This window comes from Gilliamella sp. LMG 34362 (genome assembly GCF_984569125.1).
The window spans coordinates 2,431,099-2,447,131 of the sequence record NZ_OZ474902.1 but is presented as its reverse complement, the minus strand read 5'-3'; the positions used below and the strand labels follow the sequence as shown (position 1 = coordinate 2,447,131).

The 16,033-nt window shown below is 32.4% G+C and carries 8 protein-coding genes; 5 read left to right on the top strand and 3 right to left on the bottom strand.

What is annotated here, in order from left to right; all coding sequences use genetic code 11:
• The 4 genes from mukB to AC5LWZ_RS11155 all read left to right on the top strand — a co-directional run bounded on the left by mukB (position 1) and on the right by AC5LWZ_RS11155 (position 9,389).
• The gene (gene mukB, locus AC5LWZ_RS11170; protein ID WP_493464207.1) at positions 1 to 4,419 is read left to right on the top strand and encodes a chromosome partition protein MukB; all 4,419 of its coding nucleotides are present in this window, start codon (positions 1 to 3) and stop codon (positions 4,417 to 4,419) included.
• A 928-nt stretch (positions 4,420 to 5,347) separates the two neighbouring features.
• Complete coding sequence (locus AC5LWZ_RS11165) at positions 5,348 to 5,596, top strand: hypothetical protein (RefSeq protein ID WP_110447153.1); 249 nt, start codon at positions 5,348 to 5,350, stop codon at positions 5,594 to 5,596.
• Positions 5,597 to 5,992: 396 nt separating this feature from the next.
• Entirely contained in the window at positions 5,993 to 7,285 is a 1,293-nt protein-coding gene (locus AC5LWZ_RS11160) for an HlyD family secretion protein (RefSeq protein ID WP_198220973.1), read from the top strand.
• The gene (locus tag AC5LWZ_RS11155; protein ID WP_493463710.1) at positions 7,278 to 9,389 is read left to right on the top strand and encodes a peptidase domain-containing ABC transporter; all 2,112 of its coding nucleotides are present in this window, start codon (positions 7,278 to 7,280) and stop codon (positions 9,387 to 9,389) included. Before AC5LWZ_RS11160 ends, AC5LWZ_RS11155 begins: the two co-directional genes overlap by 8 nt.
• 234 nt (positions 9,390 to 9,623) lie before the next feature.
• Here the strand turns inward: AC5LWZ_RS11155 and lepA are convergent, their stop codons facing one another.
• Positions 9,624 to 11,420, bottom strand: a complete 1,797-nt coding sequence (lepA, locus tag AC5LWZ_RS11150) for a translation elongation factor 4 (protein ID WP_493463709.1) — start codon at positions 11,418 to 11,420, stop codon at positions 9,624 to 9,626.
• A 133-nt stretch (positions 11,421 to 11,553) separates the two neighbouring features.
• On the opposite strand from lepA, the gene AC5LWZ_RS11145 reads away from it, so the two are divergent.
• Positions 11,554 to 11,985 (top strand): MerR family transcriptional regulator, encoded by a 432-nt coding sequence (locus AC5LWZ_RS11145; RefSeq protein ID WP_493463708.1) that lies wholly within the window; start codon positions 11,554 to 11,556, stop codon positions 11,983 to 11,985.
• A gap of 269 nt (positions 11,986 to 12,254) precedes the next feature.
• Here AC5LWZ_RS11145 and AC5LWZ_RS11140 read toward each other — a convergent pair whose 3' ends face one another.
• Entirely contained in the window at positions 12,255 to 13,592 is a 1,338-nt protein-coding gene (locus tag AC5LWZ_RS11140; protein WP_110447155.1) for a 5-methylcytosine restriction system specificity protein McrC, read from the bottom strand.
• A complete protein-coding gene (locus tag AC5LWZ_RS11135; protein ID WP_493463707.1) occupies positions 13,589 to 15,403 on the bottom strand; it encodes an McrB family protein in 1,815 nt (604 codons plus the stop codon). Before AC5LWZ_RS11135 ends, AC5LWZ_RS11140 begins: the two co-directional genes overlap by 4 nt.
• Between the last annotated feature and the right edge of the window lie 630 nt (positions 15,404 to 16,033).

Below are 16,033 nucleotides of genomic sequence, written 5' to 3'. Positions count from 1 at the left end.
ATGATGGGACACGGTAAATTTCACTCATTAACCTTAATTAACTGGAACGGTTTTTTTGCCAGAACCTTTGAGCTTGATCAACTGGTCACCACGCTTTCAGGCGGTAATGGCGCGGGTAAATCAACGACTATGGCTGCATTTGTCACAGCGCTAATTCCTGATTTGACTTTATTACATTTTAGAAATACCACTGAAGCGGGTGCAACCTCTGGTTCAAGAGATAAGGGTTTACATGGTAAGTTAAAGCCAGGTGTGTGTTACTCTATGCTAGACGTTATCAACTCTCGTAATCAGCGAATTATCTGTGGTGTACGTTTACAGCAAGTAGCAGGGCGTGACAAAAAAGTAGATATTAAACCTTTTTTAATACAAGGTTTACCGGTCAATATTAGTCCAACAGAATTGGTAACGGAACGTTTAAATGAAAAACAGGCTCGAATTTTATCACTACCAGAATTAAAAGATAAAATTGAGTCAATGGAAGGCGTTATTTTTAAACAATTTAACTCTATTACCGATTATCATTCAGTCATGTTTGATTTTGGTGTATTACCGAAACGGTTACGCTCTTCATCTGACCGAAGTAAATATTATCGCTTGATTGAAGCTTCTCTATATGGGGGGATTTCAAGTGCTATTACACGATCATTACGTGATTATTTGTTACCGGAAAATAGTGGTGTCAGAAAAGCCTTCCAAGATATGGAAGCAGCATTACGTGAAAATAGAATGACGCTTGAAGCTATTCGAGTAACACAATCGGATCGTGATTTATTCAAACACCTTATTACTGAGTCTACCAACTACGTTGCTGCTGACTATATGCGTCATGCTAATGAACGTAGAGTCCATATCGAATCGGTTTTAGGATTGCGTCGTGATATGTTTAAAACGCAAGATCTGCTGATTAGTAATCAATTCCGCCAAGTTGAAATGGCAAAAGAATTAAAAGAATATCAAGATGCTCAAAGCGACTTAGAAACGGATCTTCAGGCGGCCAATGATCATCTTAACCTTGCGCAAACAGCTTTACGTCAACAAGAAAAAATAGATCGTTATCAAGCGGACTTAGATGATCTGAATTTAAAACTTGAAGAGCAAAATGAAGTTGTCCTCGAAGCCAATGAACAGTATCAAACTTACCGTGATCAGGTTGAACAGACTGAGCAAGAAGTTGATGAAATAAAAACCCAATTAGCTGATTATCAACAAGCTTTAGATGTGCAGCAGACTCGAGCAATCCAATACCAACAAGCTATTCAAGCTTTAAAAAATGCTCAACAACTATGCCAATTACCAAAATTAGGTATAAGTAATGTTGAAAATCATTTTGAAATCTTTGAAGAAAAACAAAAAGAAGTTACTGAACAACTGTTAGAATTAGAGCAAAGACTAAGTGTTTCTGATGCCGCAATTAATCAATTTGATAGAGCTTATCAACTAGTTGTTAAATTAGTGGGGGACGTAGTGCGCAGTGATGCTTGGCGTGCCGCTAGAGAAGCATTAAAGCAGTGGCCTTCACAATGTTACCAAGCCGATCAAGCAGAACATTTACAACTACAATTAGATGAATTAGAGCAACGCTTTTTTGAGCAAAAAGAAGCTGAATCATTATTAACTCAATTTTGTAAGCGTTTTGGTCGTCAACTTAACTATGATGAGCTTGATGAATTCAAACAAGAGCTAGAAGTTCAACTAGATCAAAATGCAGAGCTTGCCAATGAATCAAGTGAAAAACGTATTGAATTTAGACAAGAGCTAGAGCAAATTCAAACTCAAATTGGTGCTTATCGACAAAAAGCACCTGTATGGTTAAAAGCCCAAGATGCACTTATCGCATTGCAAGAACAAACAGAGCAAACGTTTACTAACAGTCATGCTGTCACGCAACATATGCAACAATTGCTTGAACAGGAACGTACTTTAGTTACACAACGAGATCAAATAAACTTCAAACGCAATCAACTTGATGCACAAATTGAACAACTCAATCAACCAAGTGGTGTTGATGATGGTCGTTTATCGACGTTAGCGGAAAGGTTTAATGGTGTATTACTTTCTGAAATTTATGAAGATGTAACCATTGATGATGCACCTTATTTTTCAGCATTATATGGCCCATCAAGACAAGCTATTGTGGTACCTGATTTATCACTGGTAAAAGCTCAACTAGAAAGCCTGACAAATAGTGAAGAAGATTATCCAGAAGATATCTATTTTATCGAAGGTGATCCATCTTCATTTGACGATAGTGTTTTTGATTGTGAAGAGATGACTAAATCAGTATTAGTTAAAACCGGTGATCGTCAATGGCGCTTCTCCAGTTTTCCTAAGGTCCCTTTATTTGGCCGAGCAGCACGTGAAATTCATCTTGAAAAATTATCGGTAGAACGCGATGAACTACATGAACGTTATGCAACAATTTCATTTGATCTGCAAAAATTACAACGTATTGAGCAAAATGTTGGGCAGTTTATTGGTGAATATCTATCTGTAGCATTTGATATCGATCCTGAAGCCGAAGCGCAAAAGTTATCGACAAGACGTAATGAAATCGAACGTCAGCTCTTGGCACAAGAAAGTATTGATAAACAAAATCAACAACAAGTTGCAAATTGTAAAGAGCAGTTAATCACTGTAAATCGATTGGTAGCTCAAATGCATTTATTGGCTGATGATGATTTAGCGGATCGGGTTGATGATCTACGTGAGCAAGTTGCTGAAGCGCAAGAGGCCGCGCAATATGTTAGTCGTCATCGCCATACTATTGCAGAACTTGAACCCATTGTTGCAGTATTGCAAAGTGATCCTGAGCAGAATGAATCGTTACGTGAGCAGTACAATTCGGTTAAAGCTCAGCAGCAAACCATTCGCCAACAAGTTTTTGCTTTAACGGAAGTGATGCAACGTCGTGCACATTTTAGCTATGAAGATTCAGCGGGTATGTTGAATGAAAATAGTGATCTCAATGAAAAATTACGTGCTCGATTAGAAGTTGTTGAAGGACAACGAGGTGAAGCTCGTCGTCAAATGCAACAGTATCAAGATAAATATAATCAATACAATCAAACATTAGCATCCCTTAAAAGTGCATTTGAAACTAAGCGAGACATGCTTAATGAATTGCATAAAGAGATCGAACAAATTGGTGTTAAAGCGGATGCAATCACTGAAGAGCGAGCTCGTATCCGTCGTGATGAAATTCATCAAAAACTCAATAGTAATCGCCAACAATGTACGTCTTTGGAAAAACAACTTATTATGTGTGAAAGCGAAATGACGCAAATGCAAAAACGCTTAACACAAACACTGCGTGATTATAAACAATTACGTGAACAAGTTGTTGAAGCAAAAGCTGGTTGGTGTTTAGTGTTACGACTTGTTAAAGAAAATAGTGTAGAACGACGATTACATCGACGAGAATTGGCTTATCTCAGTGCTGATGAACTACGTTCTATGTCGGATAAGGCACTTGGTTCATTGCGTTTAGCGGTAAATGATAATGAACACTTACGTGATATATTAAGATTATCCGAAGATCCGAAACGACCAGAACGTAAAATCCAGTTTTATATTGCGGTTTATAAACATCTACGTGAACGGATCCGCCAAGATATCGTCAAAACTGATGACCCAATTGAAGCCATTGAACAAATGGAAATTGAGTTGTCACGCTTAACTGAAGAACTTACTTCACGAGAACAACAATTGGCCATTAGTTCAAAAAGTGTAGCTAATATTATTCGTAAAACTATACAACGTGAACAAAACCGTATTCGTATGCTTAATCAAGGATTACAAGCGGTGGCATTTGGTCAGGTTAATGGTGTTCGTTTGAATGTTAGTATTCGTGAGGCACACTCTTCATTATTAGCTGCATTAGCTGATGATCAAAATGAACATCAGGATCTATTTAGTAATAATCGTATTACCTTCTCTGAAGCGTTAGCCAAACTTTATCAACGTTTAAATCCACATATTGATATGGGACAACGAACTGCACAAAATATTGGTGAGGAGTTGCTAGATTATCGAAACTATTTAGAGATGGATGTGGAAGTTAATCGTGGTGCTGATGGTTGGTTACGTGCTGAAAGTGGTGCTTTATCAACCGGTGAAGCGATTGGTACAGGTATGTCTATTCTACTTATGGTAATTCAAAGTTGGGAAGAAGAGTCTAAACGTCTACGTAATAAAGATATTTCACCATGTCGATTATTATTTTTGGATGAGGCCGCTCGTCTTGATGCCAAATCGATTGCTACACTCTTTGAGTTATGCGAACGATTAGAAATGCAGCTTATTATTGCTGCACCAGAAAACATTAGCCCAGAAAAAGGTACAACCTATAAACTAGTTCGTAAGGTTATCAATAACCAAGAACATGTTCATGTTGTTGGCTTGAAAGGTTTTGCTTAATAAAGTTAGCTATGGTATTTTATAAAAATATTGCTGGTATTTACCAGCAATATCTTATTTTGATATAAAAATTCATAAAGATATATGGATTTATCTGCAATATGAATATTGGATGTAGTTGTATTTTATAGATTAGTAGATAGCTTTAAGTGTTAATTATATAAATTCACTGAGTTTGTACTTTCTAAAAAGTGAGCCAATGCTTAACTTGTCCATTACATTCAAATCAATCAAATAGTCGTTTTCAATAGATCATAATTAAACATGATTTCTTATCTAGTAATATTGGATAATTTGCGTCATAAAAGAAATGCTTATTTTAATCTATTGAAAATGAAAACAGTCGAAATTTCTCGTTTAGATAGTCTTTAAATCGATTATTTAGCTTGCAAATTGACACTTTTAACGACAATTTAATATTTTTATCTGATGATATTTTATTAACTATATTGTGACTATAGTTTTTATTATGGGATAAAAAATTTAATAAAAAGGTCAGGCTAATTTTTGTCTAAGTTTAAATTAGCTTAGCTTAGCTAGTTGCATCTGATGTATAAAAATGATCACCAAAACAGATAAAAATAAAGAAAATATACGTCACAATTTCGGTTAAAAGCGTTGTTAAGAATTTCTATTTTGGTTTCTGAATGAGAATTAACCAAATTACCTATTTTGTTACTGATTTCGTTAAAACGAGTGATTTTTAATCAGCATAATTTGTTAACGGTTACACTAATTTGTTTGATTATTTGTCTTATTTTATTGAAATAATTAAATTATTTATAAATAAGGTTTTTTTTATTAAAAATTGACTTGATCGGCATTTTATTTTCTGCTTAAATAAAAAGGAATTTAAGCGATACCATGTATTAATTGGTATCGGTTAGATTTAAATTTAAAATTAATTTTTTGGAATAAGGAAAAAAAAATGAAAGAATTAAACAAAGTAGAAGTTGAACAAGTATCTGGTGCTGGTTTCATCGCTGATGCAGGTGGTGCTTTAGGTAAAGGTATCGGTTGGATCATTGATGCTAAAAATCCAAACAATGGTGGTTTAGGTCAACAAGCTGGTGGCGCTTTAGGCCAAGGTATCGGTCAAATCGTTGAAGCTGGTATCGGTGCTATTAGCCAAATTATCGGTGCAGGTTTAGGCCTAATCGGTCTTGGTAAAAGATAGTAGTAGCTGATTGTCCTTAATTTATATTGTTTAAAGTGGTAAAACGGGAAGCGAGATTCGTTTCTCGTTTTATTTTGAAATGTCATCTAGTGAATTGAAACAAAGCCATCTTAAACTAAGATTTAGCAATTTTTCAATAAGTCATTATCTTTAAATTATAAAATGCCAAATTAATTTAGATGCTAGTTTTAATTATTTTAAAAATTAATTAACACACTCTAATTGGTTTGTTTATACATTAAGAAATAGAAATATCACAGTAAAGTCGAAAATAATTAGCATATTTTCAATATGATAGTCTTATAAAAAATAAAGTTTACATACTTAACTATATAAATAGAAATAATAAATATATCGTAGCTACTTAATGGTAAGGAAAAATAGGTAACATATTGTATGGAAGATAATCGATTGTTTCGTCAAGAAGCTGTTAATTACCAAAAAGCTAAATGGATGGGAAAGGCTTTACTACTTAAAGGATGTTCAGCATGGTTAGTTTTCTTATTATCAATTACTTTCATTATCATTTTAGTGCTCACGGTAATATTCGGCACCTATACTCGACGAATTAATGTAGCTGGTGAAATTACCACTCAACCAAGAGCTATTAATCTATTTTCACCACAGCAAGGTTTCATTACTAATAGTCATGTTAAAGTTGGCGATATAGTTAAAAAAGGTGATCCTATTTATGAATTAGATGTAAGTCGAACCACACAGTCAGGTAATGTAACCCAAATAACAGTTGAAGCAATTAATAATCAAATTAATAATATATCGAAAATTATTGCCACACTAACTGAAAACAAACAGATCACATTAAATGCGCTACAGCAACAAATAGACGAGTATAATAAATCCCATCAAGAATCTTTATCTTTGGTCAAAAATGCCGAAAAAGGTATGACAGATATGTATGAAAGCATGCAGAATTTTGCTGTTTACCAGAAGAAGGGACTTATTAATAATGAACAATTTAATAATCAAAGATATTTATACTATCAACAACAAAACGCCTATCAATCACTACAGAATCAAATCATCCAAGAAAAATTAGGTATTATTCAGCTCAAAAGTGAATTAGTGACCAAGATAGCTGATTTTGATAACAAAATATCTGAATACCAATATCAATTAAATGATTTACAACGTCAATTAACTGAAGTTAATGCCAGAGGAATGTTAATTATAAGTGCGCCTAGTGATGGTCGTATTGAATCACTAAGTGTTACAGAAGGGCAGATGGTAAAAAATGATGATAGTCTTGCACAGATTATTCCTGCGAACACTAATGGTTATTATTTAGTGCTTTGGGTTCCTAATGATAGCGTTCCTTATATCTCGGTTAATGATAAACTTAATATTCGTTATGAAGCTTATCCTTATCAAAAATTCGGTCAATTTTCCGGTAAAATTATGTCAATATCTAAGGTGCCGGCTTCTAATCAAGAAATGTCGACTTATAGCAGTTCTCCACTATCACAAAGCACCATTAATTACCAAGCATATTACAAAGTAATGGTATCGCTTGATAAACAGCAAATGGCTAAGTTCAATAATAAAATTAAATTAACTAATGGCATGAAAGCTGATGTTACTCTATTTTTAGAGAAAAGACCTATTTATCAATGGATGCTATCACCTTTTTATGATATTCAGAAAAGTATTACAGGACCAATCAATGGCTAGAAATCAATTTCAGTATATACTTCAAAGTTTACATTTTGGATGGCGAAGAAAAATACCACAAATTTTGCAAACCGAAGCTGCTGAGTGTGGTCTAGCCTGTTTAACCATGATTTGTCGCTATTATGGCATGAATGTCGATTTATTTAGTTTACGAAATCAGATAGGTGTTTCATCACATGGTGTCACTCTTGCGACATTAATCGATATGTCAGCTTCAGTTCAATTACAAAGCCGCCCACTTTCTTTAGATTTAAATGAGATAAACCAGTTAAAAACTCCCTGTATCTTACACTGGGATCTCAATCATTTTGTGGTATTAGTCGCCGTTAAAAGAAACAAATTTATTTTACATGATCCGGCATTTGGTCGTCGAGAAGTGGGTATAAATGAAATGTCAAAGCATTTCAGTGGGATAGCACTTGAGTTATGGCCAGATAAAGAATTTCAGCCACGTACACAACGTAGTCAGCTTAGTTTGCTAAAAATGTTGTTTCAAATTGATGGTTTAAAAGGGTTTTTAGTTAAAATTCTGTCACTATCTCTGATTATTGAATCCATTAATTTATTACTTCCGATTGGAACGCAATTGGTTATGGACCATGTAATTATCGCCAAAGATCATAGTTTATTAGGTTTAATCTGCATTGGGTTACTGTTCTTTATTTTGTTTAGAACTTTTATCGCTATGTTACGATCTTGGTCATCATTAGTTATGGAATCTTTAGTCGATATTCAATGGAAAGCAGGACTTTTTGGGCATCTAATGAAGTTACCTTTAGCCTATTTTGAAAAAAGAAAACTAGGTGATATACAGTCTCGTTTTGTTTCATTAGAGGTTATACGTTCAACGCTAACAAAAAGTATCGTAAGTAGTATTATTAACATTTTGATGACAATCGGTGTCTTTATCATGATGCTACTGTATGGTGGCTGGTTGGTTTGGATTGTCTGCGGTTTTACTCTAATTTATATAATATTAAGAGTGGTAACTTATCAGCGTTATCGACAAGCATCTGAAGAAAAGATTGTGAAAGAGGCCAAAGCTAATTCCCATTTTATGGAGAGTTTATATGGTATTGATACACTAAAATCATTAAAACTCACTGAGTCTAGAGCTCAATATTGGCTTAATATGAATATTGATACAACTAACGCCAATATTCGCCTAACCAAATTAGATATGATATTTAATGGTGTAAATACATTAATTATGCTGGTTGAGCAAACTTTAATATTATGGGTTGGTGCATCGCTGGTAATGAATGACAAAATGACACTTGGTATGTTTATTGCGTTTACTGCATACAGATCTCAATTTTCAGAACAAGCAGCAAATCTGATAAATATGGTATTAGATTTGAAAATGCTAAATTTACATACCGAACGATTAACCGATATTGTATTGACTAACACTGAAAACGATATTGAATCAAAAAATCAATTACCGAAAGATATCCCTGTTGAATTTGAACTGAATAATATAGCTTATCAGTATGATAACCTTTCGCAGCCTATTTTTTCTAATATAAATATGAAAATTAAGGCTGGTGAGAGTGTCGCAATTATTGGTCCATCAGGTGCAGGAAAGACAACCTTGATGAAAGTCATGAATGGCCTACTAGAACCAACTCAAGGCGAAGTTCTTATAAATGGTATTGATATTTATAAGTTTGGTGTCAATAATTATAGAGATATTGTTGGAAGTGTATTACAAAATGATAAACTTTTTGCAGGGTCTATTTCTGATAATATCGCCAGTTTCGATAATGAAAAAAATCATGAATGGCTGGTTGAATGTGCTAAGCACTGTAACATCCATAATGAAATTATGAAAATGCCCATGGGATATGAAACCTTAGTCAGCGAATTAGGTAATAGTTTATCAGGTGGGCAAAAACAGCGTTTATTGATTGCTAGGGCATTATATCGTAAACCTTGCTTGTTATTTCTTGATGAAGCGACAAGTCATTTAGATGAAAATAATGAAACTAAAATTAATAAAGCAATATCTTCATTAAAAATAACGCGTATCATTATTGCTCATCGAACATCAACAATAGCAAGTGCCGATCGAGTGATTGATATCACATCAGTGAATCATTAAAGATCAGTATATTAGATAAAAATGAATTTAGTCTGGTGAATTTTATTGGTAGTTTATCGCTACTAAAATCTAGCTATTAGTTTAATAATTTTTCTTTATTTTAAAGATTAATTAATCCAAACAAAAACTCATTAAAAGATTTCACCGACGATTGTCGGTGAAATTATCTTTTCAATTGCTGTTTATAATAAGCTAATAAGTCAATTCTAATTAGGATATCAGTATCCAATTACGCTAATGGATATCTAATACTGCATGGAATGCTTCTTGTGGAATATCAACACCGCCAAATTTACGTTGTCTAATTTTATTTTCCTTAATATTTTTAGCTATCTTTTTCTTTTTCGATGCCGAACCCGAATAGCCGCGACCGGTGACACTTTTGCGTAATGGTGGAATATCTTCCCGAGCAATGACTTTATTTTCGACTACCGATTGAACCGGCATAGGATAGAGTTTACGAGGAATAACATGTTTCATCTTTTGAACAATTTGTTTACCTCGTTCAAAACTTTTATCTCGAGGTAAAATAAATGAAAATGCATCCACAATTTCATCATTCAACCAAATATCCATTTTTACCAAATCCGATGCAATATAACTTCTATCACGATAATCTATAGATGCATAGCCATGAGTAATCGATTTAAGTGAATCATAAAAATTGTATGCAATCTCTGAAATTGGTAGTTTAAAGGTCAACTCTGCCATTTTATTATTTAGATAAATCATATCGACGTAGATACCTCGTTTTTCCTGACAAAGTTCCATAATTTCGCCAATATTTTCCATAGGAATAATAATTGCTGCATCTATAAATGGTTCTTCAATATAGTCAATTTTTTCAAAACTCGGCAACAACATAGGATTATTAACATTGATGATTTCACTATTTTTTAATGTTACACGGTATTCAACACTAGGAAAGGTAGAGAGAATTTCGATACCATATTCTCTTTCAAGTCTTTCTTGAATAATCTCCATATGTAAAATACCGAGAAAACCACACCTAAAACCAGCCCCCAATGCCATGGAATTTTCTTGTTTATAAATGAAAGCCGAATCATTAAGGGATAATTTTTCAACCGCATCTTTAAGTTTTTCTTGGTCTTCATTTTTTATTGGAAATAATCCAGCATAAACCATAGGTTTGACTTCTTTATAACCAGGTACTGCTTCGGTATTTGGGTGATTAGGATCAATTAAGGTATCACCGACTTTAACATTTGCGACGATTTTAATATTAGTCGAAATATATCCAACTTCACCTGCATCAAGTACATCAACAGTTTTCATTGCTGGTAAAAATACGCCAGTTTGTAATGCTTCGAACTCAATATCACTTTTGAGCATTTTAATTTTCATTCCGGTATGAATGGCACCGTTAAAAACGCGTACGTGTAGTACTACACCGCGATACACATCATAATGAGAATCAAAGATTAACGCTTGCAGTGACTTATCTTTATTACCTTCTGGCGCAGGAATGTTTTCAACGATTGATTCTAAAATATTATCAACTCCTACGCCGGTTTTAGCTGAAGCTAAAATAACTTTATCTAAGTTTATGCCATCTAACTCTTCGATTTCTTTAATCACACTGTCAACTTCCGCATTCGGCATATCGACTTTATTGATAACTGGAATAATAGTTAAATTCTGCTCTTGAGCCAGTTTTAAATTAGCGATTGTTTGTGCTTGTACGCCTTGGGTTGCATCAACTAGCAACAAAGCTCCTTCACAAGCAGCTAAACTGCGTGAAACTTCATAATTAAAATCAGTATGTCCAGGGGTATCGATGAGATTAAGTTCATATTCAATATTATTAGAAGCTTTATAGTACATGCGTACAGTTTGTAACTTAATTGTAATACCACGTTCTCTTTCGAGATCCATGTTATCTAATAATTGCTCTTTCATATCACGTTCAGAGACAGTATTGGTCATCTCAATTAATCTATCTGCCAGTGTTGATTTACCGTGATCGATATGGGCAATAATACAAAAATTTCTTATATTATTTGGGTTCATGTTAATTTCTCCCATACTTTTCTTAACTGTTGGCGTGAACTATAATGGTTAGAGTAACTCTAAGTCAAGTTTGGCCAAATTATTATACTTGCTAATCTATTTAATTGATTTTTATGAAAACATGGGTATAAATATGGTAAATATAAATGATTGTATTGCATCAATTGCACAAAATGGTGAATTAAACCAAACACCTAAATACTCGGTGACTAAAGCAGCAAAACTATTAGGCTTGTCAGCCCACACGCTTAGGTATTATGACTCACTTAATCTATTTCCATTTTTACAACGCGATCAAAATGAAAAACGGTTATTTTCTGATGCAGATTTACAGTGGGCAAAATTGATTGAATGTTTACGTAACGCCAATATGTCAATTAAAGATGTTCAACACTATGTCAAGCTGTGTCTTAAAGGTGATGAAACATTGGATGAGCGTCTAACTATCATTAATCAACAAGAAAAGATATTAATCAATACTATAACTCAACTAAATGAGCAATTGGCCTTATTAAAATTTAAAAAACAATACTATAAAGCCACTCATCAAACAATAAATAACTAAGCGTTTTCCAATGAAAACTTTACCAATGAAAAAATTTTGAGGAAAGGGGTTTTTGCTTCTTTCCCCATTCCGGTTTATTTTATAACCGTTTCCTGACTAATTAAATGTTCGTAAGATGGTATAGACTTCTCAATTATTTTTACAACAAACCAATAAATTAAAATAACCGTTATCTAAAAGCAATTAGGGAATTAACTGCTAAAAATTGTGAAGAATTTGGAACGAATACTATTTAGTATTAATATGGTAAAAGAATAAAGCTACTTTTATTAAAGTATCTCAGGAAGCTTAATTCCTAATTTGTAGATATTAACATAGCCTGATTCTTTTTTTAGTTTTTGTATATTAGACTTAGGTATTTCATTTTGATCATCTAAAATAAAGTGGTTAATCGTAAAATCTTCATCGCTCTTCTGATGAGAATATATAATTAAACAATCGATATTTTGTCGATAATCTGTTACTTTTAATTCTTTATAGACTTTTTCAATTCTTGCATAACCACTTATTTGTCTAATGTCCTCAATAATTACTGATTGATTGTGGTATTTAGGTTTATATTTAGTATCAATTACAAATTTGAAATCTGCTTGGTTAGTAAATTTTAAGATAAAATCTAATTCCTGATATTTTGCTTTATAGTGATATTTTACTTCCTTTGATGTAAATATATTTCTCAGTTTTTTATAAACATATAATTCAAACAATTTACTCATATCAATCCAGAAAGGTGGGGTCATGATTCGTTGTTGTTCGGTATTACTAATATTGTAGGCGTAACGTTTCAAAATCAGTAATGCTAATTTGATCGCTTGATCATACTCTTTATATAACGGATTACTTCTGAAGGTTTTTATTTTTGTTATATCAATATCATCAGATACCTGCTCAAAAGCAGGGTGAATGTAATTAATCCACTGCAATAATGGTGTTTTATCAAATCCGTTTTCAAATTTTTGAATGACGCGTTGGGAAAAACGATAGGCTTTTTTTAGAATTTTATTTTCATCACAATTAACGCCAAATTCTTGATATTGGCAGATTGTGTTAATTTTTTTACCACTAACTAAATTCTGTTTGATATTTTTACTGACAAGAATTTTTCCTTTTACGCGGGCATTAAGATTTTCGATTTTAGAATAATAAGATTTTTTTAAGCCTTTTTTTACAATTTGTTTCATAACTTTAAGAAACAGGGCTATTAAGAACGGAGAAAGTAAATCTTGCTTTTGTGTTATTGGGATATGAGGTTTATCAAAATAAATATATAACAAATCATCTAGATGCTTTAGATTTTCGGGCTCTTCAATCGCATCTAACAACATTCGCATATAATCAATCTGCGTTGATTCATTATTTAATTTTGGTTGTATATATATTGGGAGTTTATTTTCAACAATCCAATTGATACCAACAAAATAAGACGTTTTGAAATAGAATAACTCTTTCTCGCAATTTATTGAGTAGCAGGACTGTTTTTCACCTTTTCGCAAAACTTGGTATTCGTATGAGTCTTTTTCCTTTAAAATAGCAATATAATTGTCACACGCATTAATACAGTGATCTTGTTTTAAAAGTCCATCATACTGTTCAAAAAGTTCAATCATGGTTGATTCGAGTATTTATTTTCGATTTCTTTAATTTTAGCTTTTACACCATCGACATCTTTAAAAATGCCATCCTTTATATATTCCTTCAAAATAGGAATTATTTCATATTGAAGGCGTGTTTGAGTTATATCCTTTTCATCTTTACCATTTATTATAAAGTAGCTTTGCCCTAACCAAACATCTTCAACTCGAAATTCATCAGACAAATATATTGATGGATTCAATATTTTATTTTTTTCATATTCTTCATAACTTTTAATAAATAATTCAGAAATATCTATGAATAAATCCTTTTTAAAATCGGCTTGTAAAGATGTTGGTAATATGTCAATAAATGCAAAACGACGACGAATAGCATAATCAATCTGTCCAACACTGCGATCAGCAGTATTCATTGTGCCAATAATATAAAGATTAGGCGGAATGGTTAGCCTATTATCATCATTAACCGCATACATACTTTCGACTTGTTCGCCTCGATACTCTAGTGCATAAATTAATTCGCCCAATACAGCAGGAAGATTTGCTCGGTTTATTTCATCAATGATCAAAATATATTTTTTTTCAGGATCAGCCGATGCTTTTTTAGCCATTTCTATAAATAGTTTATCTCTCGTAATATATTGAGGTTGGCCATTTTCTGTTTTTACTTCAATTCCTCGCACAAAGTCTTCATAGGTATAGGCAGAATGAAATTGGATGAGTTTAAATTGTTCATGAGATCGTAAATTAGATGCTTGCTCATTTTTATCTGAAGAGACCTTGCCAAAAATGAGTTGTTCAGCAATATTTTTTGCTGTATAGGTCTTTCCAGTTCCAGGAGCACCTTGAAGGATAATTTGTTGTTTATTTTTGAGTAACTCAATATATTTTTTTAACTCATTCATATCATTAACGTTTTCTATATTCTCTTTAAATAGATAATTTGATATATATCCGGGAATAGTTTGTGACTTAAATAGTGTCCCAAAAGGCCGCCATATAGTTTCTGGTTCAGTAATCTTTAAGTCCGAAGATTTAATATACTCATTTTTAGTCGCATCATAGCTAAGCCAAGCAACATCTACATAGTGTGAATAGAAACAACGGTTATTTTGTTCATCTTCTCCTGCAAAATGAATATTTTTTTTATATCGGTAGGAAGATAGCGCAACACCAATACCCCATAATCCATGATTATTGTTTGTAGTGCAAATTATATCGCCATATTTGATATCTTTTATATTTTTAAATGCTTGAATTGCTGGTGATTTTTCCGGATAAGAATTTTTTATTTCTTCAGCTGTAGAATTAGAATAATCTTCATCTTTCCAACCAATAGCCATAATCTCATTGTTCAAAAAACTATTCCATGCTTTTTTTTTGAATTTAGAACAATGAGTCGGAGAAATAAAATAACAAGCGCTATTAGCATTTAAATCAGAAAGGTCAATATTATTTGGTATAAAGAATTTTGTTTTCTCTATTTCATTTTGCATAAATGGGCTAATAAATTTTTGAAATTGATTAATTAAAAATTCATTATCCTGTATTTTTGAATAAAGTAATCGTTTTGATAAAATTTTATTTGTCTGCCTGCCATCTTTATTCTTATTATTTTTATGGATTTCAATGGAATTGTTTTTATAACCTACGAAACGGCTTGGTCCAAAAAATAGTTTGTTGCCAATTTTTTCAACAGCAAACCATACCCCATTGTTATAAAGATCTAAAACGTCAGTCTTGTTATTGCCACTAATCAAACTGCGATAAAGGGTTAGAAAATTTTTGATAACATCACTTCTTTTTTCTACGAATTCTTCTTGCATAGCATCTGGTCGTCAACAGTTAGGAAACAATATCGAAATTTATATAATCTTATATATGATTATATAAGAATAAGATTGTTTATAAGCAAAGGCAATATTTTTGTGTAGTTAATATAATTTTGTATCTTGAGAGGATTTAGACTTCATTTATGGGATGTAAATTATTAGTAAATTGTAGATAGGCTATACTAATTCGTACCAGTGTTATAACGTTATTTTTATGATAAATTAAAAATAAAAAGTTGATTTGTCTTGAACAATAATTTATTTGCCTTGTTAACCACAGCATTAAAAATGAGACTGTATTTATTTTTTTATTCTAAATAAAGAAAAATATAAATAAAAAAACATGATAGAGAGTATACCAAAAGTAATACCTCATATTGAAAAAGTCTTAACAAACTTCCAATGGTGGATTGTTTATCTTTTTTTGAGCCATTGCTATCTGAATTAATGAACTTTGAAACAGTCCTCCACCTAAACCATAGCTCATAGTAGCTATAACATAATTAAAGACTGAAATATTAAAACTTATAAATAAAAGTAAGGCGAAAGCAAATAGCATAAACGGTAAAGCATAAATTAGTATTATTTTATTACCACTTGAATTTTTGATTTTTTTGGCAAAAA

What these genes read in the sequence shown, in the direction of transcription:
- mukB (WP_493464207.1), top strand. Translation starts at nt 1, where the DNA reads ATGATGGGACACGGTAAATTTCACTCATTAACCTTAATTAACTGGAAC.
- AC5LWZ_RS11165 (WP_110447153.1), top strand. Translation starts at nt 5,348, where the DNA reads ATGAAAGAATTAAACAAAGTAGAAGTTGAACAAGTATCTGGTGCTGGT.
- AC5LWZ_RS11160 (WP_198220973.1), top strand. Translation starts at nt 5,993, where the DNA reads ATGGAAGATAATCGATTGTTTCGTCAAGAAGCTGTTAATTACCAAAAA.
- AC5LWZ_RS11155 (WP_493463710.1), top strand. Translation starts at nt 7,278, where the DNA reads ATGGCTAGAAATCAATTTCAGTATATACTTCAAAGTTTACATTTTGGA.
- lepA (WP_493463709.1), bottom strand. Translation starts at nt 11,420, where the DNA reads ATGAACCCAAATAATATAAGAAATTTTTGTATTATTGCCCATATCGAT.
- AC5LWZ_RS11145 (WP_493463708.1), top strand. Translation starts at nt 11,554, where the DNA reads ATGGTAAATATAAATGATTGTATTGCATCAATTGCACAAAATGGTGAA.
- AC5LWZ_RS11140 (WP_110447155.1), bottom strand. Translation starts at nt 13,592, where the DNA reads ATGATTGAACTTTTTGAACAGTATGATGGACTTTTAAAACAAGATCAC.
- AC5LWZ_RS11135 (WP_493463707.1), bottom strand. Translation starts at nt 15,403, where the DNA reads ATGCAAGAAGAATTCGTAGAAAAAAGAAGTGATGTTATCAAAAATTTT.